Here is a 19,917-nt window from a genome sequence, read left to right as displayed (position 1 = left end):
TGTACGAGGCGTCAGTTTCAGGTCAGGCGCGCAGTCTAACCGGCGCCTGTCGTCGAGTCAGCCGGCTCGGCGCGGGCAACGTGCGGAATGAATCGGACGAATTGCCGCAGGCAGAAATGAAAAAGCCCGCCAGAAGGCGGGCTCTCTCGAAGAAAGGCCGATCAATTACTTGATCTTGGCTTCCTTGTAGATCACGTGCTTACGCACGACAGGATCGTACTTCTTGATCTCGATCTTGTCGGGAGTAGTGCGCTTGTTCTTGTCGGTGGTGTAGAAGTGGCCGGTACCGGCGCTGGACACCAAACGGATCAGTTCACGCATGACTCTCTCCTTAAACCTTTTCGCCGCGAGCGCGCAGCTCAGCCAGCACTACATCGATGCCACGCTTGTCGATGACACGCATGCCCTTGGCAGATACGCGCAGACGTACGAAGCGCTTCTCCGACTCAACCCAGAAGCGGTGATGCTGCAGGTTCGGCAGGAAACGACGACGGGTTTTGTTGTTTGCGTGGGAAATGTTGTTCCCGGTTACCGGACCCTTACCGGTAACTTGACAGACTCTCGACATGCCTCAGCCCTCTAAAACCACATGCCCAACCCGGCATGGGTTGGCCGCTTAAACTCAATGTCATTGGCGCTCAGCGCCGCGTTTCTCGAGGGTCTTACCGGGCGCACTGAATAGCGCAAGAACCGGGCCCCTAGAAAAGAGCGCTGCTTTATACCAGAAACCCCTGGACGCAACAAGGAAAAACGCAGGATAAAACAACACGCCATCCAAGCCGACCGGCCAGGCGCCGCAAGCCCGGGGCCTCGCTCGGGCACGACCGCTCGTCGCCTGCAAATGGTATTCAGCGCCGAGCAAATCGACTAGGGTTCATGCGTGCTGCAATCGCCTATAAAGATGAGGAATCGACCATGCGCCTGCTACTCGCCACGCTGTTCTGCGCTCCATTGCTGAGCCAGGCCGCCACGCTCGCCGTCTGCACCGAGGCCAGCCCGGATGGCTTCGATGTGGTGCAGTACAACTCGCTGACCACCACCAATGCCTCGGCCGACATGCTGATGAACCGCCTGGTGGAGTTCGATGCCGAGCAGGGCAAGCTGCTGCCAAGCCTGGCGCGTAGCTGGTCGGTTTCGGAGGACGGCCTGGTCTACGACTTCCAGTTGCGCGACGACGTACGGTTCCACCACAACGCCGACTTCACCCCCAGCCGCAACCTGAATGCCCAGGACGTACTGTTCAGCTTCGAGCGCATGCTCGATCCCCAGCATCCATGGCACAAGGTTGCCGCCAGCGGCTACCCGCATGCGCAGTCGATGCAGTGGCCGAGCCTGATCGCCAAGGTCGAGGCAGTCGATCCCCTGCATGTGCGCATCACCCTGACCCGCCGCGACGCGACCTTCCTCGCCACCCTGAGCATGGGCTTCGCTTCTATATATCCGGCCGAGTACGCAGAGCAGTTGCTCAAGGCAGGCACCCCGGAAAAACTCAACAGCGCGCCCATCGGCAGCGGCCCCTTCGTCTTCGAGCGTTTCCAGAAGGATGCCGTGGTGCGCTACAGCGCCAACGCCGACTACTTCGCTGGCAAACCCGCCATGGACAAGGTGGTCTTCGCCATCACCCCGGACAGCAATGTGCGCCTGCAGAAACTGCGCCGTGGCGAGTGCCAGATCGCGCTGTCACCCAAGCCGCAGGACGTACAGGCCATCGCCGGCGACGGCAAACTCAAGAGCGCGCAGACCGCCGCCTTCATGACCGCCTTCGTCGGCATCAACAGCCAGCACCCACCGCTGGACAAGCCGCAGGTGCGTCAGGCGATCAACCTGGCGTTCGACAAGGCCAGCTACGTCAAGGCGGTATTCGAAGGCAGCGCCGAGCCGGCCAACGGCCCTTACCCCCCCAATACCTGGAGCTACGCCAAGGATCTTCCCGGTTATGCCCATGACCCGGCAAAAGCCCGCACCCTGCTGACCGAAGCGGGCCTGAAGGATGGTTTCAAGACCACCATCTGGACACGACCAAGCGGCAGCCTGCTCAACCCCAACCCCAGTCTAGGCGCGCAGTTGCTGCAGGCGGATCTGGCCAAGGTCGGCATCGACGCCGAGATTCGCGTAATCGAATGGGGCGAGCTAATCCGCCGCGCCAAGGCCGGCGAGCATGACCTGCTGTTCATGGGCTGGGCCGGTGACAATGGCGACCCGGATAACTTCCTCACCCCGCAGTTCGCCTGCGCTTCGGTGCAGTCCGGGCTGAACTTCGCGCGCTACTGCGACCCGGCGCTGGACAAGCTGATCGCAGACGGCAAGACCAGCAGCGACCAGGCCGAACGCAGCCGCCTCTATCATGACGCCCAGACGATCATTCAGCAGCAGGCGCTGTGGCTGCCGCTGGCTCATCCGACGGCGTTCGCGCTGCTCAGCAGCAAGGTCGAGGGTTACAAGGTCAGCCCGTTTGGCCGGCAGAATTTCGCTTCGGTGCAGATGGCGCCATGAGCCGCGGTGGGCTAAAGCCCACCCTACACGGCACACGAAGGCACGTAGGGCGGGTGCAACCCGCCACCCTAGATGCGGCAAGTTGCACCCACCCTACGCCCCGCTACATCCAGCCCAACTCGGCCATCGACAACGGTTCGCCATCGCCGACGATGAAGTGATCGAGCACGCGCACCTCCACCAATGCCAAGGCATCCTTGAGGCGCTGGGTCAGCACGCGATCCGCCTGGCTCGGCTCGGAAACGCCCGAGGGATGGTTGTGAGTCAGGATGACTGCGGCGGCATTGTTGGCCAGCGAGCGCTTGACCACCTGCCGGGGATAAACACTGGCGCTGTCGATGCTGCCGCGAAACAGCACCTCGAAGGCCAATACGCGGTGCTTGGCGTCGAGAAACAGGCAACCAAACACCTCATGCGGCTCATGGCGCAGTTGCGCCTTGAGGTAATCGCGCACCGCCTGCGGGCTCTCCAGCGCCGAATCACGGCGCAGGCGCTCGGCCAGATGGCGCCGGGCCATTTCCAGCACAGCCTGCAACTGCGCGTACTTGGCCGGGCCAAGGCCAAGGTGCTGGCTGAAACCGCTCAGGTCGGCGTCCAGCAATGCCCTCAGGCTACCGAACTCGCTCAGCAGATACCGCGCCAGATCCACCGCACTCTTGCCGGTGACGCCGGTACGCAGAAAGATCGCCAGCAGTTCGGCGTCGGTCAGCGCAGCAGCGCCCTGAGCCAGCAGTTTTTCCCGCGGGCGCTCTGCCGCAGGCCAATCGCGAATGCTCATCGAACCCCTCCCTATCGAGCCAAGCCCCCGCTGATCCGCTGCGGGCGCTGTGCTATCGTAGCCCATCTTTTTGCCTGCGGTCGGCCTGGGGAGGCGTTGGCCGCGTGGCGCACATCAATCCGTCCATGAAAGGCAGGCCTATGCAGCGGCTGTATCGCAAACGCATCATCGTCGGCGTAGGGGGCGGCATCGCGGCCTACAAGAGCGCCGAACTGGTTCGCCGGCTCAAGGATCAAGGCGCCGAAGTGCGCGTGGTGATGACCCAGGGCGGCCGCGAGTTCATTACTCCGCTGACCCTGCAGGCCCTCTCCGGCCATCCTGTACACCTCGACCTGCTCGACCCGGCCGCCGAAGCGGCGATGGGCCATATCGAGCTGGCCCGCTGGGCCGATCTGATCCTGATCGCCCCGGCCACCGCCGATCTCATCGCGCGCCTGGCTCAGGGCATCGCCAACGATCTGCTGACCACCCTGGTGCTGGCCACCGATGCGCCGATTGCACTGGCTCCAGCGATGAACCAGGCCATGTGGCGCGACGCCGCCACCCAGGCCAACCTCGACCTGCTGCAACAGCGCGGCATGCGCCTGTTCGGCCCGGCCTCTGGCAGCCAGGCCTGCGGCGACGTCGGCCTCGGGCGCATGCTCGAACCGACCGACCTCGCCCAATTGGCCGCCGACTGCTTCCAGCGCCAGGCACTGGATGGCCAGCACATACTGATCACCGCAGGGCCGACCCAGGAAAACATCGATCCGGTGCGCTACATCACCAACCACAGCTCCGGCAAGATGGGCTTCGCCCTGGCCGAAGCCGCTGCCGAAGCGGGAGCGCGCGTGACCCTGGTCAGCGGCCCGGTGCACCTGCCAACGCCGGATCGGGTCAGCCGCATCGATGTGGTCAGTGCCCGCGACATGCTCGCCGCCTGCGAAGCGGCCATGCCCTGCGACGTGCTGATCGCCGCCGCCGCCGTGGCCGACTACCGTCCGGAAGTGGTCGCGCAGCACAAATTGAAGAAAGACCCCACCAGTGGCGAGGGCATGCTCCTGCAAATGGTGCGCAACCCGGATATCCTCGCCGCCATCGCCGGCCGCGACGACCGCCCGTTCAGCGTGGGCTTCGCCGCCGAGACCGAGAACCTGCTGGAGTACGCCTCGCGCAAGCTGCGCGACAAGAATCTCGATCTGATCGTCGCCAACGATGTGGCCAACCCCAGCATCGGCTTCAATAGTGAAGAGAACGCCATCACCGTGATCGACCGTGGGCTGCAGCAGATCAGCTTCGCCCAGACCAGCAAGGGCAAGATCGCCCGCCAGTTGATCACCCTCATCGCCGAACGACTGAACAAGAACTGACCATGCACGCTCTGCAAGCCAAGATCCTCGATCCCCGCCTCGGCCAGGAATTCCCCCTGCCGCAATACGCCACGCCCGGTTCTGCCGGCCTCGATCTGCGCGCCATGCTCAAGGAGGACATCGTCCTCGAACCCGGGCAGACCGTGCTGATCCCGACCGGCCTGTCGATCTTCGTCGCTGACCCCGGCCTGGCGGCGCTGATCCTGCCGCGCTCGGGCCTCGGCCACAAACACGGCATCGTCCTCGGCAATCTGGTCGGCCTGATCGACTCGGACTACCAGGGCGAGCTGATGGTGTCGTGCTGGAACCGCGGCCAGGACAGTTTCCGCATCGCCATTGGCGAGCGCATCGCGCAACTGGTGCTGGTACCCGTGGTGCAGGCACGCTTCGAACTGGTCGACGAGTTCGACCAGACCCAACGCGGCGCAGGCGGCTTCGGCCACTCCGGCAGCCACTGACGCACTCAACAGGACGATCCGCGGAGGAGCATCTGCGTGAAACTCTTCAAGCGCAACGCCAAGGAAGCCGAGACGCCCATCAGCCCCAAACCGGCGGCGAAGGGTAGCAAGGGCTCCAGCCCATCGCTCGGCGCACTGCTGCCAGGCGTGCTGGCGACCGCCATCGGCATCGGCGCCGGTGGCGCCCTGCTCTGGGTCGTCCAGAACGACAGCAGCCAGACGCAGCAAAGCCAATTGGCCCAGGCCATCGGCAGCAATCAGGCCAGTGCCGTGCAACAGGCACTCAAGCGCCTGCAGGCCGACAGCCAGGCGGCGGCACGCAACCCGGAGCTGCTGCAGGCTCTGCAGAGCGGCGACAGCCTGCGCATCACGGAAACCGAGCGTCGTCTGGGCTATTGGGATGGCGTCATCGATGCCCAGCTCAATCGGCGCGGCGAGGCGGTCCAGAACCCGGACCGTGCCGCACCGATGAACTTCGCCGGCCTGGACATGCTGCGCCGCGCCGAAAGCGGCCAGCCGCCCGCTGTCGAAGCCTACCGCGTTGGCCAGCGTTGGCTGGCCTATAGCGCCGTGGCCCTGCGCCAAAGCGAAAGCCAGCCAGCAGAAGGCACCCTGATGCTGGCAGTCGACCTGGAACGCCTGCTCGCCAGCGTACCGGCATTGCCGCCCGAACTGGGCCAGGTGCAATTGCTGCAGCAATTCGGCAATGCCCCGGCACAACCGCTGCTGCAACGCGGCGAAGCCGGTGATGCCAGCGCCCAGACTTTCGCCACCGGCAATCCGAACTGGAAATTGGTGTTCACCCCGGGGCCGGCACTGGCTCAGGGTGGCGTTCCCCCGCTGATGCTCGGCTTGGCCGCCCTGCTCGCCCTGGGCGGCGCACTGATCGGCCTGATCCTGCTGCATGGCGGGCTGCACCGACGCATCAACAGCGATGCTCGGCAGCTCGGGCAAATGCTCAAAGAACTCTCCGAGGGCAAAAACGTCAAAGCCTTCAGCCTGAGCCTGCCAGCCCTCGACGGCCTGGCTCGGAGCCTGGCCCGCCTGCCACGCCGCGGCCACGATTCGGCGGCCGGTAGCGTCACGGCCAAGAAAGAAACCAACGCGGCGCCTGCCGCTCCGCCCGCTGCCAAGCAGGACGAGCTGGTCGACCCGCTATTTCAGGACACCGATATCCTCGATATCGACATTCTCGATGAAGACCAGGATCTCCTGGGACTGGAGCAGAGCCCCGCAATGACCACTCGCCAAAGCGCCCCGAAACTTCCCGCCGACATCTTCCGCGCCTACGACATCCGTGGCGTGGTCGGTGACACCCTGACCGCCGAATATGCCTACTGGATCGGCCGCGCCATCGGCTCGCAAAGCCTGGCCCAGGGCGAACCCAAGGTCATCGTCGGCCGTGACGGCCGCCTGTCCGGCCCGGAACTGCTGCAACAGCTGGTGCAGGGCCTGCTCGACTGCGGCTGCGAAGTCACCGACATCGGCATGGTGCCGACCCCGGTGGTGTATTTCGCCGCCAACGTGCTGGAAGGCCGCTCGGCAGTCATGCTCACCGGCAGCCACAACCCGCCGGACTACAACGGCTTCAAGATCATCATCGCCGGCGACACCCTGGCCAACGAGCAGATCCTTGCGCTGAAGACCCGCCTGGACAACAACGACCTGGCCAGCGGCGTCGGCAGCGTGCAGCAGGTCGACGTCCTGCCGCAGTACTTCAAGACCATCCGCGACGACATCGCCCTGGCCAAGCCGCTCAAAGTGGTGGTGGACTGCGGCAACGGCGCCGCCGGCGTGATCGCCCCGCAACTGATCGAAGCCCTCGGCTGCAGCGTGATTCCGTTGTTCTGCGATGTCGACGGCACCTTCCCCAACCACCACCCGGATCCGGGCAAGCCGGAGAACCTGGTCGACCTGATCGCCCGCGTGAAATCCGAGAACGCCGACCTGGGCCTGGCTTTCGACGGCGACGGCGACCGCGTCGGCGTGGTGACCAACACCGGCACCATCGTCTACCCGGATCGCCTGCTGATGCTGTTCGCCAAGGACGTGGTTTCGCGCAACCCGGGCGCCGACATCATCTTCGACGTCAAATGCACCCGTCGCCTGACCCCGTTGATCAGCGGCTACGGTGGCCGCCCGGTAATGTGGAAAACCGGCCACTCGCTGATCAAGAAGAAAATGAAGGAAACCGGCGCCCTGCTGGCCGGCGAAATGAGCGGCCATATTTTCTTCAAGGAACGCTGGTACGGTTTCGACGACGGCATCTACAGCGCTGCCCGTCTGCTGGAAATCATCAGCCTCGAGAAACGCAACGCCGAGCAGGTGTTCAACGCATTCCCCAACGACATTTCCACGCCGGAAATCAACATCAAGGTCACCGAGCAGACCAAGTTCGGCATGATCGAGCGCCTGCAGCGTGAAGGCCAGTGGGGCGAGGCGAACATCACCAGCATCGACGGCGTACGCGTCGACTATCCCAAGGGCTGGGGCCTGATCCGCGCCTCCAACACCACACCGGTGCTGGTGTTGCGCTTCGAAGCCGAAACCCAGGAAGAGCTGGCGCGCATCCAGGACGTGTTCCGCGCCCAACTGCTCAAGGTCGCCCCCGACCTGCAACTGCCCTTTTAACCCATTTGCCCCAGGAGCCCCTGCATGACCCTCGAGCGTGACGCCGCTGCCCAGGTTGCCAAGGTACTGTCCGAAGCCCTGCCCTATATCCGCCGCTTCGTCGGCAAGACCCTGGTGATCAAGTACGGCGGCAACGCCATGGAAAGCGAGGAACTCAAGCAGGGCTTCGCCCGCGACATCGTGCTGATGAAAGCGGTCGGCATCAACCCGGTGGTGGTGCACGGTGGCGGCCCGCAGATCGGTGATCTGCTCAAACGCCTGAGCATCGAAAGCCACTTCATCGACGGCATGCGCGTCACCGACACCGCCACCATGGACGTGGTGGAAATGGTGCTCGGCGGCCAGGTCAACAAAAGCATCGTCAACCTGATCAACCAGCATGGCGGCAGCGCCATTGGCCTGACCGGCAAGGACGCCGGCCTGATCCGCGCGAAGAAGCTCAAGGTCAGCCGCCAGACGCCGGAGATGACCCAGCCGGAAATCATCGACATCGGCCATGTCGGCGAGGTCACTGGGGTCAACACCGACCTGCTCAACATGCTGGTCAAGGGCGACTTCATTCCGGTCATTGCGCCCATCGGCGTCGGTCCGGATGGCGAGTCCTACAACATCAACGCCGACCTGGTCGCCGGCAAGGTGGCCGAAGCGCTGAAAGCCGAGAAGCTGATGCTGCTGACCAACATCGCCGGCCTGATGAACAAGCAGGGCGAAGTGCTCACCGGCCTGACCACCGAGCAGGTGAACGGCCTGATCGCCGACGGCACCATCTACGGCGGCATGCTGCCGAAGATCAAATGTGCACTGGAAGCGGTGCAGGGTGGCGTCACCAGCTCGCATATCATCGACGGCCGCGTGCCCAATGCCGTGCTGCTGGAAATCTTCACCGATATCGGCAACGGCACCATGATCAGCAACCGCAAACGCCCGTAAGACTCAAGCGCACCACGCATCGACTGCCTGAGCAGCGATGCGTGGCATGCCTGTCGCGGCGCGACGCACTGCGCGCCATCAACGGTAACCCGGCAGCGAGAGCAGGCTTGAGGACAGTGGAGATTTACTGGCGTTTGCCGCTGAACAGTTCGGCCAGCCGTGCACGATCCGCAGCGAAATCGGCCTCGGCCTGATTGCGCGCTTCCTTGTAACGGGCGATATCGCGCTGCAGACGCTGCTGCTCGTCCTTGAGATTGTTGATCTGAACCAGCAAGGGCTCCGGTACCTGGCGCCCCGCCCGCTCGTGATCGGCGGCCTGACTCTGCAGGTTGGCCTGCTGGGTACGCACCGACTGCAGATTACCGCGCGCCACCCCGATCACCCCATCCAGCTCCGCCAGCTTGCGCCCACGCGCACGATCGACATCATCGAGATTGGAGTACAGGCGCAACAGCTGCGCGTCACTGCTGGCACGCGCCTTCTGCGCCTGCATACGCGCGTATTCCTCAGGCGTAGGCGCCGGCGGCACCACGCGCACCACGCGGCCCTGGTCGTTGAGCACCTCATAACCCTTGCCGATCAGCTCGGGCGGCACGCCCTGCCGACTGAGCACGGTGACACCCTTGGCATCGACATAGCGATACAGCTCGGCAGCCACTCCGGACAACGGTAGCAGTAGGCCAAGCAGCAGCGTACAGCGGGTCAGGAGCGGTGCAGGCATAGGGAAGACCTTGTGCTAGGGCTAGATTCCGTACTCGGCGCGGTAGGCTTCGACAGCCGGCAGATATTGCTTCAGTTCAGCATCCCCTGCCAGATATTCCAGTACCTGCTCGAGTGACACGATGCTCACTACCGGCATGCCGAAGTCGCGCTCGACTTCCTGAATGGCGGACAAATCGCCCTGGCCACGCTCCTGGCGGTTCAGCGCGATCAGCGTGCCGGCGGCCTGAGCGCCCTGGCCCTGGATGATCTGCATGACTTCGCGGATGGCAGTGCCGGCAGTGATCACGTCATCGACGATCAGTACACGGCCCTTGAGCGGCGCGCCGACCAGGGTGCCGCCTTCGCCATGATCCTTGGCTTCCTTGCGGTTGAAGCACCAGGGCAGATCGCGCTGATGATGCTCGGCCAGCGCCACGGCAGTGGTCGCCGCCAGCGGAATGCCCTTGTAGGCCGGGCCGAACAGCACATCGAAGTCGATGCCGCTGTCGACGATGGCAGCGGCGTAGAAACGCCCCAGCTGGGCCAGCGCCAGACCGCTGTCGAACAGACCGGCATTGAAGAAATAAGGGCTGGTGCGCCCGGATTTGAGGGTGAATTGACCGAAACGCAGAACCCCACGTTCGATGGCAAAGCGAATGAAATCGCGCTGATACGCTTGCATGAAAAGCCCCGGACGGCACGGATTTAGCTAAATGAGGTGAGCTCGGGTATCATACACGCACGTGTTTTTGGGGGCCATTTATGCGGATCATCAGTGTGAACGTGAATGGTATTCAGGCTGCGGCAGAGCGAGGTTTGCTCAGCTGGCTGCAAGCTCAGAATGCCGACGTGATCTGCCTGCAAGACACCCGTGCCTCCGCCTTTGAAATGGACGACCAGGCCTTCCAGCTGGATGGCTATTTCCTCTATGCATGCGACGGTGAAGTGCCCAGCCAAGGTGGCGTGGCCCTTTACTCGCGGTTGCAACCCAAGGCGGTGATCAGCGGCCTCGGCTTTGAAATGGCCGATCGCTACGGGCGCTACCTGCAGGCAGATTTCGACAAAGTCAGTATTGCCACCCTGCTTCTGCCTACGGGCCGAGACGGGGACGAGAACTTGAATCAGAAATTCAAGTTCATGGACGACTTCACCCATTATCTGGACAAGCAACGGCGCAAGCGCCGCGAGTACATCTACTGCGGCTCGCTGCATGTCGCCCACCAGAAGCTGGACGTGAAGAACTGGCGCGACTGCCAGCAGTCGCCAGGCTTCCTCGCGCCCGAGCGCGCCTGGATGGATGAAGTGGTCGGCAGCATGGGCTACGTGGATGCCCTGCGCGAAGTCAGCCGCGAAGGTGACCAGTTCAGCTGGTGGCCGGACAGCGAGCAGGCGGAAATGCTCAACCTGGGCTACCGCTTCGACTATCAGATTCTCACGCCCGGCATGCGTCGCACCGTACGCAGCGCTCGCCTGCCGCGCCAGCCGCGCTTCTCCCAGCATGCGCCGCTGATCGTCGATTACGACTGGATCCTCAGCATCTGATCTGCAGACATGAAAAAGCCGGCTGATCGCCGGCTTTTTGTTGCTCGCTCGCTTACTTCACCAAGCGCCAGCTGAAGGGATAGCGATAAGCCTTGCCCTCGTTGGCCTTGATCCCGGCGATGATGGTCAGCACCAGCGCGGCCAGGCCCAGCAGCATGAGCAGCGGAAAGCCGATCACCACGACCATCAGCAGGACGCACACGGCCGCCGCCAGCGCGACGCTGATCTGAAAGTTCAGCGCCTCCTTGCCCTGCGCGTCGACGAACGGATCCATGTCCTTCTTCACCTGCCAGACGATCAGCGGTCCCAGCAGGCTGCCGAAGGGAAACACCAGCCCGAGAAAAGCCGCAAAGTGGCAGAACATCGCCCACTGACGCGCTTCCTGGCTAGGAACGGGTTGCGGCACCTGGAACTCTTCACTCATGCGGCGTCTCCTTGCGATGCGCGTGCGATCAGTCGACCAACGCAGCTTTCTGCAGTTCGAATATCTCGTTCATGCCCTTCTGCGCCAACGTCAGCATGGCATTGAATTCCTCGGGCTGGAACGGCGCGCCCTCGGCAGTGCCCTGCACCTCGATGAAACCACCCGCGTTGGTCATCACCACGTTGAGATCGGTCTCGGCGGCGGAATCTTCCAGGTAGTCCAGATCCAGCACCGGCTCGCCCTGATAGATACCGACCGATACGGCTGCGATCATCTGCTTGAGCGGCTCACCCTTGAGCCCGCCACGCTTCTTCAGCACTTTCAGCGCATCGATCAGGGCCACCATCGAGCCGGTGATCGAGGCGGTGCGGGTACCGCCGTCGGCCTGGATCACGTCGCAGTCGACGTACAGGGTGTTTTCGCCCAGCTTGCTCATGTCCAGTGCGGCGCGCAGCGAACGGCCGATCAGGCGTTGGATTTCCAGGGTACGACCACCCTGCTTGCCGCGGCTGGCTTCACGCTGGTTACGCTCGCCAGTGGCACGCGGCAGCATGCCGTATTCGGCGGTCAGCCAGCCCTGGCCCTGGCCTTTGAGGAAGCGCGGCACGCCGGACTCGACACTGACGGTGCAGATCACCTTGGTATCGCCGAACTCGACGAGCACCGAACCCTCGGCGTGCTTGGTGTAGTTGCGGGTGATGCGAATCGAGCGCAACTGATCGGCGGCGCGGCCACTGGGACGTTTCATCGAGCGATACCTACTTCGTTAAGTGAAAACAGCACGCATTATAGGGGGCGCTCGACCCGCACGACACGTCGAATTGGCGCGAGCAGACCACAGGCCCGACCGCCTGCACATGAAATGAGCCAGCCGCGTGGGCTACAATCCTGCGTTTTTCGAGCCGACCACCACGAGGTATCCCATGGTTCACAGCATGACGGCCTTTGCCCGCAACGAGCAGGCAACCGCCCACGGCACCCTGAGCTGGGAACTGCGCTCGGTCAACCACCGCTACCTGGAACCGCACCTGCGCCTGCCCGACGCCTTCCGCGACCTCGAAGGTGCGGTGCGCGAAGCGCTGCGCCAGGGGCTGTCGCGCGGCAAGGTCGAGTGCACGCTGCGCTTCGCCGAAGAGAGTGCTGGTCAGCAACTGCAGGTCGACAGCGAGCGAGCGCGCCAGCTGATCACTGCCGCCGAACAGGTCGCCGCACTGATCAAACAACCGGCGCCGCTCAACCCCCTGGAAGTGCTGGCCTGGCCCGGCGTGCTGGTGGCCGACTCGGCCGATCCGCAAGCACTCAACGCCGCTGCGCTGAAGCTGTTCGACCAGGCACTGGGCGAGCTCAAGGCCGGCCGTGCCCGCGAAGGCGCCGAGCTGGCCAAGCTGCTCAACGAACGCCTCGACAGTATCCTCGACGAAGTCGCCGCCCTGCGCGAACTGGTGCCACAGATGCTCGCCGGCCAACGCCAGAAGATCGAAACCCGCTTCGCCGAGATGCAGGCCGAGCTCGACCCGCAACGCCTGGAACAGGAACTCGTGCTGCTGGCGCAGAAGAGTGATGTGGCCGAAGAGCTGGATCGCCTCAGCACCCACGTCAGCGAAGTGCGTCGCGTGCTCAAGGCCGGCGGCGCTGCCGGTCGCCGCCTGGACTTCCTGATGCAGGAACTCAACCGCGAGGCCAACACGCTCGGGTCCAAGGCGTTCGACCCGCGCAGCACGCAAGCTGCGGTCAACCTCAAGGTATTGATCGAGCAGATGCGCGAGCAGGTGCAGAACATCGAGTAACACCAGCCAGACGGCTGCTATTTTTCGCTCACCGATTCATCAGGACATTTTCATGGCCATCACCACCGGCACCCTCTATATCGTTTCCGCACCGTCCGGCGCCGGCAAGACCAGCCTGGTCAAGGCGTTGATCGACAGCGAACCGCAGATTCGCGTCTCGGTGTCACACACCACTCGCGCCATGCGCCCAGGCGAAGAAAACGGGGTGAACTACCACTTCGTCGACCATGCGCAGTTCAGCGCCATGATCGAGCGCAGCGAGTTCCTCGAACATGCGCAGGTCTTCGACAACTTCTACGGCACCTCGCAAACCTGGGTCGAGCAGACCCTGGCCGAAGGCTTCGACCTGATCCTGGAGATCGATTGGCAGGGCGCGCAGCAGGTGCGCAAGCTGATGCCGCAGGCCAAGTCCATCTTCATCCTGCCGCCGACCCAGGAAGCCCTGCGCCACCGCCTGACCAATCGCGGCCAGGACAGCGGCGAGATCATCGAGCGGCGCATGCGCGAAGCCGTCAGCGAGATGAGCCACTACGTCGAGTACGACTACCTGGTGATCAACGATGACTTCAACCACGCCCTGAGCGATCTGAAAGCCATCTTCCGCAGCAACCAGTTGATCCAGCAACAGCAGCAGCAGCGCCACGCCGGCCTGCTCAGCGAGCTGCTGGCATAAGAGTAGCCGCAAGCTCCAATCCACAAGCTGCACGCAAAAGCAAGGCCAGCCTGACTTCTGCTTGTAGCTTGAAGCTTGAAGCTGCTTTACACTATTCAGTCCGCTCGCCCGCTCGGGCCAAGCTTATCCGCATACGTTACGAGGAACACCATGGCTCGCGTTACCGTCGAAGATTGCCTGGACAACGTTGATAACCGCTTCGAACTGGTCATGCTCGCGACCAAGCGTTCGCGCCAGCTGGCCACCGGCGGCAAAGAGCCGAAAGTGGCTTGGGAAAACGACAAGCCCACCGTCGTGGCCCTGCGCGAAATCGCGGCTGGCCTGGTGGACTATGAAGTGATCGCCCAGGAAGACATCGTCGAGGAAGAACCGCTGTTCGCTGCCTTCGAGGAAGAGGCCAACGAGCCTCTGTAAGTCGATGATGCCGGGTCGAAGTCGCGCGGCGTGTAGCCAAGCCAGCCCTGAAGGGAATACCCCATGGCTGGCATAGACGCTCTCGCCGACCGACTTTCGGCCTACCTCGGCCATGACCAGGTCAACCTGGTACGCCGAGCCTACTTCTACGCCGAACAGGCGCACGATGGCCAACGCCGCCGCAGTGGCGAAGCCTACGTGACCCATCCGCTGGCCGTGGCCAGCATCCTCGCCGAAATGCACATGGATCATCAGAGCCTGATGGCCGCCATGCTGCACGACGTGATCGAAGACACCGGTATCGCCAAGGAAGCGCTCAACGCGCAGTTCGGCGAAACCGTGGCCGAACTGGTCGACGGGGTCAGCAAGCTGACTCAGATGAACTTCGAGACCAAGGCCGAGGCGCAGGCCGAGAACTTCCAGAAGATGGCCATGGCCATGGCCCGCGACATCCGCGTGATTCTGGTCAAACTCGCCGACCGCCTGCACAACATGCGCACCCTCGATGCCATGCCGCACGAGAAGAGCCGGCGCATCGCCAAGGAAACCCTGGAAATCTACGCCCCCATCGCCAACCGGCTGGGCATGCACAACATGCGCGTGGAGTTCGAAGACCTGGGCTTCAAGGCCATGCACCCGATGCGCTCCGAGCGCATCCGCGCCGCTGTGCGCCGCGCTCGGGGCAACCGCAAGGAAATCGTCGCTAAGATCGAGGAATCGATCCAGATGTGCCTGCAGCGCGAGGGCATGGAAGGCGAAGTGATCGGCCGCGAGAAGCACCTCTACAGCATCTACCAGAAGATGCGCGGCAAACGTAAGGCGTTTAACGAGATCATGGACGTCTACGCCTTCCGCATCATCGTCGACAAGGTCGACACCTGCTACCGCGTGCTCGGCGCCGTACACAACCTGTACAAACCCCTGCCCGGCCGCTTCAAGGATTACATCGCGATCCCCAAGGCCAACGGCTACCAGTCGCTGCACACCACGCTGTTCGGCATGCACGGCGTGCCCATCGAGATCCAGATCCGCACCCGCGAAATGGAAGAGATGGCCAACAACGGCATCGCCGCGCACTGGCTGTACAAGTCCAACGACGACGAAGCGCCCAAGGGTAACCACGCCCGCGCACGGCAGTGGGTCAAGGGCGTGCTGGAGCTGCAGCAACGCGCCGGTAACTCGCTGGAATTCATCGAGAGCGTGAAGATCGACCTGTTCCCGGACGAGGTCTACGTGTTCACGCCCAAGGGCCGCATCATGGAGCTGCCCAAAGGCTCCACTGCGGTCGATTTCGCCTACGCGGTGCACACCGACGTCGGCAACACCTGCATTGCCTGCCGCATCAACCGCCGCCTGGCGCCGCTGTCGCAGGCGCTGGAAAGCGGCTCGACAGTGGAAATCGTCACCGCACCGGGCGCACGTCCCAATCCGGCCTGGCTCAACTTCGTGGTCACCGGCAAGGCGCGCACGCACATCCGCCATGCCCTCAAGCAGCAGCGCCGTTCCGAATCCATCAGCCTCGGCGAGCGCCTGCTGAACAAGGTGCTGGCCAGCTTCGACACGCACCTGGAGAAGATCGCCCCCGAGCGTGTACAGGCCGTGCTGGGCGAATACCGCCAGGAGGTCATCGAAGACCTGCTCGAAGACATCGGCCTGGGCAATCGCATGGCCTACGTCGTCGCCCGCCGCCTGGTCGCCGAAAGTGGCGACGACACCCTGCCGAGCAGCGAAGGGCCGCTGGCGATCCGCGGCACCGAAGGCCTGGTGATGAGCTACGCCAAGTGCTGCACACCGATTCCGGGCGACCCCATCGTCGGCTACCTGTCCGCTGGCAAGGGCATGGTGGTACACATGGAAAGCTGCCGGAACATCGTCGATATCCGCCACAATCCGGAAAAATGCATCCAGCTCAACTGGGCCAAGGACGTCACCGGCGAGTTCAACGTCGAATTGCGCGTCGAGCTGGAACACCAGCGCGGCCTGATCGCCCTGTTGGCCAGCAGCGTCAACGCTGCCGATGGCAACATCGAGAAGATCAGCATGGACGAACGCGACGGCCGCATCAGCGTGGTGCAACTGGTGGTCAGCGTGCATGACCGCGTGCACCTGGCCCGCGTGATCAAGAAACTCCGCGCGCTCAAGGGCGTGACCCGCATCACTCGAGTACGCGCCTGACACAATTCCCCTAATTTCCAGTCTGTAGGCTGGGTGCTCGACCCAGTCAGTCCTCACAAGGAGCGATTCATGAGCAAGACCGTCATCAGCAGCGACAAGGCCCCTGCCGCCATCGGCACCTACTCTCAGGCGATCAAGGCCGGCAACACCGTCTACATGTCCGGGCAGATCCCGCTGGATCCGGTGAGCATGGAGCTGGTCGAAGGCTTCGAAGCCCAGACCGTGCAAGTGTTCGAGAACCTCAAGGCCGTGGCCGAAGCCGCCGGCGGTTCGTTCAAGGACATCGTCAAGCTGAACATCTTCCTCACCGACCTGTCGCACTTCGCCAAGGTCAACGAAGTCATGGGCCGTTACTTCGAGCAGCCCTACCCGGCGCGTGCCGCCATCGGCGTAGCCGCTCTGCCGCGCGGCGCGCAGGTAGAGATGGACGCCATCCTGGTCATCGAGTAAGTCCGGCGGCGGGGCTCTGGCCCCGCCTGTTCCTTCTTTCTCCCCGTGTGGAGACCGTCATGCGCCTGATCGCCCTGCTGCTGTGCAGCTCCGTCCTGGCAGGATGCGCCAGCAAGTCGAACGACGACCCCAGCGGTACCTGGATCAACCAGGCCGCCATCGATGCCGCACGCGAGAGCGGTCACCTGCGCGAAGCACTGGCGGCCTACGGCCCCAACCTCGAATGGCAGATCGACGCCGCCAAGCAGGAAGCCACCTACAGCAACGGTTTCGAGGTCGCCGAGGGCCGCCTGCAGCGTATCGACCCGCAGCACTGGCAGGTCACCTTCTATGGCGACTATCGCGAACGCCTGAGCCTGTCTCACGACCAGTTGACCCAGGACGCCAGCGATTACTGGCCCGAGCAGCAGTTCACCCGCGTTCCCGCCGCAGAAGCCCAAACCACCCCCGGCAGCAACTTCGAGCGCGCCCTGTATCGCGCCTACCTGGGTGGCGACTGGCTGATCGAGAAGGGGCCCGGCCGTGGCGGTCTGGTGCGTTTCGCTGCCGATGGCACGGTAGAGGGCCTGCCCGGTGCAGAACGCTACGCCCTGTGCCTGGCGGGTGATTGCGCCGCCATGAGCGGAGACAACGACAGCATCTGGCTGCAATTGGGCGAACAGGGCAGCCCCTGGATCTTCGTGCATGAGGGCAATCAGCTGCGCATCTTCGATGCCCAGAACCGCGCCCAGTTCGACGAGATGCCCGAGTACCAACCTGGCCCACAGCGCTGGCTGCTCAAGCGCAAATAGCCAATGCCGGCAGCGCCTCATAGTGCGCTGCCGAGCACCAGCCAGAGCCCCATCGCCAGCAACAACGCCCCGCACACTCGATCCAACCAGCGCACCTGGCGCTGCAGCCAGGCCCGCCAGCGCTGGCGGCCCAGCAGGCGCACCAGGGCCAGATCCCAGCCCCAGACCACCAGGGTCATCCACAGCATGGCCAATGCCAGCCCCCAGCCTGGCATCGCGGCGTCACGCAGCACGCTGAACAGCCCGGCATAGAACAGCGGCAGCTTGGGGTTGCAGCTGCTGGCCAGCAGCCCCTGACGCAGGCCGCGCCACCATCTGCCGTCCTGGCGTTGTTCACCGGCTGGCAACTGCAGGTCGCGTCCGGCGAGCAGCGCCTGCCAACCGATCCAGATGAAGTAGGCGCCCCCCAGAGCCTGTAGCACGCGCCAGAACAGGCCGCCCTGAGCCGGCAATACGCCGAGCAGAAGCAACACCAGCAGCATGCTCGAGAGATTGGCCAGGGCAATGCCCGCTGCACAGCCATCGGCCTGACGACGCCCCTCGCCGAGTGCAGTACGAATCAGCAGGAAGAAATCCGGCCCCGGCGACAACAGCGCCGCGAAATGGGTGCTGGCAACCAACAGGAACAACGCGACCATCGCAAGCGACCTCCTCGGCAAAGGAAGCCAGTCTCGCCAGAGCCAAGGCTCTCGGTCTTGGAGAAAACTCAGGCCTGGGCGGCGCGGCGGAACTGCCCGGGCGTGACGCCGGTGAAGCGCTTGAACGTACCGGAGAAGTGCGCCTGATCGTAGAACCCCAGGCTCAAGGCCACCGTCAGCGGCGATTGATCGCCGAGCAGCAGGCGCTTGGCCTCACGCACCCGGCGCTGCAGCAGGTAGGTATGGGGTGGCACGCCGTAGGCACGACGAAAAGCGTCGATCAGATGGCGTGGATGACGCTGCACCAGGTCAGCCAACTGCTCCAGGCTGATCGCATCGGCATAGTGCGCCTCCAGATAATCACGGACTTGCAGCGTGACGCCGCCATCGCGGCTGGCCGGGCGCGCGGCGCGCAAACCGCCGTGCCGGATGAAGACCAGTTCCAAAAGCGCCAGCAGTTCGCTCTCCAGCACCAGCGCATCGCTGCGCTCGAACTCGCTGGCCAGACGCAGCAGACCGGCCGCCACCTGGCCATCATCCTGCGGATTGAGCTGGCGGAAACCGTCGGGCAGACGCTTGCGCCCGAGCAGCGCCGGCAGGCGCGCCTCCTCGACATAGAGCATGCGGTAGATCAGCCGCGGCGACTCGGCATGGCCGGTGTGCGGTTCCTCGGGATTCATCAGCGACAGGGTGCCGGCCGGCAGGCGGTTGCCGGCCACGCTCAGGCGTCCTGCAGGATCGCGCTGTAGCCCTCGCGATAACTGGGGTACTGCGGTGCCCAGCCCAGGCTGCGGGCGCGGGCGTTGCGGCAGCGCTTGCTGCCAGCACGCCGTACCTGCGCTTCGTCGCTCCAGTGGCTGACGCCCAGTTGCTCACGCAACCAGGCCACCACCTCATGCAGCGGCGCGGGCTCGTCGTCCACGCCCAGGTAGCAGTTATCCAGGGCAACGCCACTGTGATCGGCCTCCAGCAGATGAGCCATCAGCCCGGCGGCATCATCGACATGGATGCGATTGCCAAACAGCGGTGGGGTCTCGCTCACCCGATAGCCATTGCGTACCTGGTTCAGCAACCACTGGCGGCCAGGGCCGTAGAGCCCGGTCAGGCGCACCGTGGTCGCCGGCAGGCCACTGTTCAGGGCAAGGCTCTCTGCCTCGCGCATGATCCGCGCCGAGTAACTCTGCGCTTCGGCCGGCGAATCCTCGTCGACCCACTCGCCCTGCTGCTGGCCATATACGCCGCTGCTGGAGGCGAACAGCACGCGTCGTGGCCGTTGCCCGTGCTGCGCCAGCCAGCCCAGCACACGCCGCAGCCCCTCGACATAAGCGGCGCGGTAACCGGCTTCGTCATGCGTGGTAGCCGCTGCGCAATACACCAGATAATCCAGTTGCCCCTGCGGCCAGGCGGCAGGGCAGGCATCGGCGTGCAGATCGCCCGCCACCGCATGGATCGTCTCGGGCAAGGCCGCCACGTTGCGACGCAGCCCGTACACCGTCCAGCCGCGGGCCTGCAGACGCAGAGCCAGGCGAGTGCCGACGTCGCCACAACCGGCGATCAGCACACGAGGAAATTCGGACATGGTCTGGGCCTCCGCAAAAAGAGTCGAGGATAGAGGGCGCACCCTGCGACGGCAAACGCCGGTCGGAGACCTCGGCTAAACGTTACAGTATCACTTTCACAAA

At 63.9% G+C, this 19,917-nt stretch carries 22 protein-coding genes; 12 read left to right on the top strand and 10 right to left on the bottom strand.

Translation table 11 applies throughout. The annotated features are described in order from the left end of the window. Positions 1–165: 165 nt before the first annotated feature. Both rpmG and rpmB read right to left on the bottom strand, forming a co-directional pair. Positions 166–321, bottom strand: a complete 156-nt coding sequence (gene rpmG, locus VC352_RS22765) for a 50S ribosomal protein L33 (protein ID WP_012703270.1) — start codon at positions 319–321, stop codon at positions 166–168. 10 nt (positions 322–331) lie between these two features. After that, positions 332–568, bottom strand: coding sequence for a 50S ribosomal protein L28 (gene rpmB / locus VC352_RS22760; protein WP_003242523.1), 237 nt, complete (start codon positions 566–568; stop codon positions 332–334). Between the two features lie 347 nt (positions 569–915). On the opposite strand from rpmB, the gene VC352_RS22755 reads away from it, so the two are divergent. Next, positions 916–2,493: an ABC transporter substrate-binding protein gene (locus tag VC352_RS22755; RefSeq protein WP_322981779.1), complete on the top strand. Its 1,578-nt coding sequence runs from the start codon at positions 916–918 to the stop codon at positions 2,491–2,493. Between the two features lie 103 nt (positions 2,494–2,596). Here the strand turns inward: VC352_RS22755 and radC are convergent, their stop codons facing one another. Beyond that, entirely contained in the window at positions 2,597–3,271 is a 675-nt protein-coding gene (gene radC / locus VC352_RS22750; RefSeq protein ID WP_322981778.1) for a RadC family protein, read from the bottom strand. Positions 3,272–3,411: 140 nt separating this feature from the next. Here radC and coaBC point away from each other — a divergent pair, with 140 nt between their 5' ends. The 4 genes from coaBC (at position 3,412) to argB (ending at position 8,639) form a co-directional block, all read left to right on the top strand. After that, positions 3,412–4,620, top strand: a complete 1,209-nt coding sequence (gene coaBC, locus VC352_RS22745) for a bifunctional phosphopantothenoylcysteine decarboxylase/phosphopantothenate--cysteine ligase CoaBC (RefSeq protein WP_322981777.1) — start codon at positions 3,412–3,414, stop codon at positions 4,618–4,620. Between the two features lie 2 nt (positions 4,621–4,622). After that, complete coding sequence (gene dut, locus VC352_RS22740; RefSeq protein WP_322981776.1) at positions 4,623–5,078, top strand: dUTP diphosphatase; 456 nt, start codon at positions 4,623–4,625, stop codon at positions 5,076–5,078. A 1,236-nt stretch (positions 5,079–6,314) separates the two neighbouring features. Further along, positions 6,315–7,709, top strand: coding sequence for a phosphomannomutase/phosphoglucomutase (gene algC / locus VC352_RS22735; protein ID WP_322981807.1), 1,395 nt, complete (start codon positions 6,315–6,317; stop codon positions 7,707–7,709). A 24-nt stretch (positions 7,710–7,733) separates the two neighbouring features. Next, positions 7,734–8,639 (top strand): acetylglutamate kinase, encoded by a 906-nt coding sequence (gene argB, locus VC352_RS22730; protein WP_322981775.1) that lies wholly within the window; start codon positions 7,734–7,736, stop codon positions 8,637–8,639. Positions 8,640–8,763: 124 nt separating this feature from the next. On the opposite strand, the gene VC352_RS22725 is transcribed toward argB, so the two are convergent. Together VC352_RS22725 and pyrE are read right to left on the bottom strand one after the other, a co-directional pair. Continuing rightward, positions 8,764–9,360, bottom strand: coding sequence for a DUF4124 domain-containing protein (locus tag VC352_RS22725; protein ID WP_322981774.1), 597 nt, complete (start codon positions 9,358–9,360; stop codon positions 8,764–8,766). A gap of 21 nt (positions 9,361–9,381) precedes the next feature. Next, a complete protein-coding gene (gene pyrE / locus VC352_RS22720) occupies positions 9,382–10,023 on the bottom strand; it encodes an orotate phosphoribosyltransferase (RefSeq protein WP_322981773.1) in 642 nt (213 codons plus the stop codon). Between the two features lie 80 nt (positions 10,024–10,103). On the opposite strand from pyrE, the gene VC352_RS22715 reads away from it, so the two are divergent. Further along, positions 10,104–10,883: an exodeoxyribonuclease III gene (locus VC352_RS22715; RefSeq protein WP_322981772.1), complete on the top strand. Its 780-nt coding sequence runs from the start codon at positions 10,104–10,106 to the stop codon at positions 10,881–10,883. Positions 10,884–10,935: 52 nt separating this feature from the next. Here the strand turns inward: VC352_RS22715 and VC352_RS22710 are convergent, their stop codons facing one another. Together VC352_RS22710 and rph are read right to left on the bottom strand one after the other, a co-directional pair. Continuing rightward, positions 10,936–11,307 carry a DUF4870 domain-containing protein gene (locus VC352_RS22710; RefSeq protein ID WP_322981771.1) on the bottom strand — a complete coding sequence of 124 codons (372 nt, stop codon included), beginning with the start codon at positions 11,305–11,307 and terminating at the stop codon, positions 10,936–10,938. 28 nt (positions 11,308–11,335) lie between these two features. Beyond that, positions 11,336–12,055, bottom strand: a complete 720-nt coding sequence (gene rph, locus VC352_RS22705) for a ribonuclease PH (RefSeq protein ID WP_322981770.1) — start codon at positions 12,053–12,055, stop codon at positions 11,336–11,338. Between the two features lie 175 nt (positions 12,056–12,230). Here rph and VC352_RS22700 point away from each other — a divergent pair, with 175 nt between their 5' ends. The 6 genes from VC352_RS22700 to VC352_RS22675 all read left to right on the top strand — a co-directional run bounded on the left by VC352_RS22700 (position 12,231) and on the right by VC352_RS22675 (position 17,597). After that, the gene (locus VC352_RS22700; RefSeq protein WP_322981769.1) at positions 12,231–13,094 is read left to right on the top strand and encodes a YicC/YloC family endoribonuclease; all 864 of its coding nucleotides are present in this window, start codon (positions 12,231–12,233) and stop codon (positions 13,092–13,094) included. Positions 13,095–13,146: 52 nt separating this feature from the next. Continuing rightward, positions 13,147–13,767: a guanylate kinase gene (gene gmk / locus VC352_RS22695; protein WP_079785230.1), complete on the top strand. Its 621-nt coding sequence runs from the start codon at positions 13,147–13,149 to the stop codon at positions 13,765–13,767. A 150-nt stretch (positions 13,768–13,917) separates the two neighbouring features. Then, on the top strand, positions 13,918–14,181 hold the full coding sequence (rpoZ, locus tag VC352_RS22690; protein WP_036998775.1) for a DNA-directed RNA polymerase subunit omega: 264 nt from the start codon (positions 13,918–13,920) through the stop codon (positions 14,179–14,181). A gap of 63 nt (positions 14,182–14,244) precedes the next feature. Beyond that, positions 14,245–16,356, top strand: a complete 2,112-nt coding sequence (gene spoT, locus VC352_RS22685; RefSeq protein ID WP_322981768.1) for a bifunctional GTP diphosphokinase/guanosine-3',5'-bis pyrophosphate 3'-pyrophosphohydrolase — start codon at positions 14,245–14,247, stop codon at positions 16,354–16,356. A gap of 69 nt (positions 16,357–16,425) precedes the next feature. Continuing rightward, positions 16,426–16,806, top strand: coding sequence for a RidA family protein (locus tag VC352_RS22680; protein ID WP_322981767.1), 381 nt, complete (start codon positions 16,426–16,428; stop codon positions 16,804–16,806). A gap of 59 nt (positions 16,807–16,865) precedes the next feature. After that, positions 16,866–17,597 carry a hypothetical protein gene (locus VC352_RS22675; RefSeq protein WP_322981766.1) on the top strand — a complete coding sequence of 244 codons (732 nt, stop codon included), beginning with the start codon at positions 16,866–16,868 and terminating at the stop codon, positions 17,595–17,597. A 17-nt stretch (positions 17,598–17,614) separates the two neighbouring features. Here the strand turns inward: VC352_RS22675 and VC352_RS22670 are convergent, their stop codons facing one another. From VC352_RS22670 to VC352_RS22660, 3 genes are all read right to left on the bottom strand, one after another. Then, entirely contained in the window at positions 17,615–18,235 is a 621-nt protein-coding gene (locus tag VC352_RS22670) for a LysE family translocator (protein WP_322981765.1), read from the bottom strand. Positions 18,236–18,303: 68 nt separating this feature from the next. Further along, positions 18,304–18,954: an AraC family transcriptional regulator gene (locus VC352_RS22665; RefSeq protein ID WP_322981764.1), complete on the bottom strand. Its 651-nt coding sequence runs from the start codon at positions 18,952–18,954 to the stop codon at positions 18,304–18,306. 2 nt (positions 18,955–18,956) lie between these two features. Continuing rightward, entirely contained in the window at positions 18,957–19,814 is an 858-nt protein-coding gene (locus VC352_RS22660) for an NAD-dependent epimerase/dehydratase family protein (protein WP_322981763.1), read from the bottom strand. Between the last annotated feature and the right edge of the window lie 103 nt (positions 19,815–19,917).

Source organism: Pseudomonas sp. C11, from assembly GCF_034683865.1.
In the GTDB taxonomy this organism is placed as follows: domain Bacteria; phylum Pseudomonadota; class Gammaproteobacteria; order Pseudomonadales; family Pseudomonadaceae; genus Aquipseudomonas.
This window is presented reverse-complemented; position numbering and strand designations above follow the sequence as displayed.

Bases quoted from the DNA above. Each gene is read 5' to 3' on its own strand.
- rpmB (WP_003242523.1), bottom strand. From the start codon at position 568: ATGTCGAGAGTCTGTCAAGTTACCGGTAAGGGTCCGGTAACCGGGAAC.
- coaBC (WP_322981777.1), top strand. From the start codon at position 3,412: ATGCAGCGGCTGTATCGCAAACGCATCATCGTCGGCGTAGGGGGCGGC.
- rph (WP_322981770.1), bottom strand. From the start codon at position 12,055: ATGAAACGTCCCAGTGGCCGCGCCGCCGATCAGTTGCGCTCGATTCGC.
- VC352_RS22660 (WP_322981763.1), bottom strand. From the start codon at position 19,814: ATGTCCGAATTTCCTCGTGTGCTGATCGCCGGTTGTGGCGACGTCGGC.
- radC (WP_322981778.1), bottom strand. From the start codon at position 3,271: ATGAGCATTCGCGATTGGCCTGCGGCAGAGCGCCCGCGGGAAAAACTG.
- VC352_RS22675 (WP_322981766.1), top strand. From the start codon at position 16,866: ATGCGCCTGATCGCCCTGCTGCTGTGCAGCTCCGTCCTGGCAGGATGC.
- VC352_RS22755 (WP_322981779.1), top strand. From the start codon at position 916: ATGCGCCTGCTACTCGCCACGCTGTTCTGCGCTCCATTGCTGAGCCAG.
- spoT (WP_322981768.1), top strand. From the start codon at position 14,245: ATGGCTGGCATAGACGCTCTCGCCGACCGACTTTCGGCCTACCTCGGC.
- VC352_RS22725 (WP_322981774.1), bottom strand. From the start codon at position 9,360: ATGCCTGCACCGCTCCTGACCCGCTGTACGCTGCTGCTTGGCCTACTG.
- algC (WP_322981807.1), top strand. From the start codon at position 6,315: ATGACCACTCGCCAAAGCGCCCCGAAACTTCCCGCCGACATCTTCCGC.
- rpmG (WP_012703270.1), bottom strand. From the start codon at position 321: ATGCGTGAACTGATCCGTTTGGTGTCCAGCGCCGGTACCGGCCACTTC.
- pyrE (WP_322981773.1), bottom strand. From the start codon at position 10,023: ATGCAAGCGTATCAGCGCGATTTCATTCGCTTTGCCATCGAACGTGGG.
- VC352_RS22700 (WP_322981769.1), top strand. From the start codon at position 12,231: ATGGTTCACAGCATGACGGCCTTTGCCCGCAACGAGCAGGCAACCGCC.
- gmk (WP_079785230.1), top strand. From the start codon at position 13,147: ATGGCCATCACCACCGGCACCCTCTATATCGTTTCCGCACCGTCCGGC.
- VC352_RS22670 (WP_322981765.1), bottom strand. From the start codon at position 18,235: ATGGTCGCGTTGTTCCTGTTGGTTGCCAGCACCCATTTCGCGGCGCTG.
- rpoZ (WP_036998775.1), top strand. From the start codon at position 13,918: ATGGCTCGCGTTACCGTCGAAGATTGCCTGGACAACGTTGATAACCGC.
- VC352_RS22715 (WP_322981772.1), top strand. From the start codon at position 10,104: ATGCGGATCATCAGTGTGAACGTGAATGGTATTCAGGCTGCGGCAGAG.
- argB (WP_322981775.1), top strand. From the start codon at position 7,734: ATGACCCTCGAGCGTGACGCCGCTGCCCAGGTTGCCAAGGTACTGTCC.
- dut (WP_322981776.1), top strand. From the start codon at position 4,623: ATGCACGCTCTGCAAGCCAAGATCCTCGATCCCCGCCTCGGCCAGGAA.
- VC352_RS22710 (WP_322981771.1), bottom strand. From the start codon at position 11,307: ATGAGTGAAGAGTTCCAGGTGCCGCAACCCGTTCCTAGCCAGGAAGCG.
- VC352_RS22680 (WP_322981767.1), top strand. From the start codon at position 16,426: ATGAGCAAGACCGTCATCAGCAGCGACAAGGCCCCTGCCGCCATCGGC.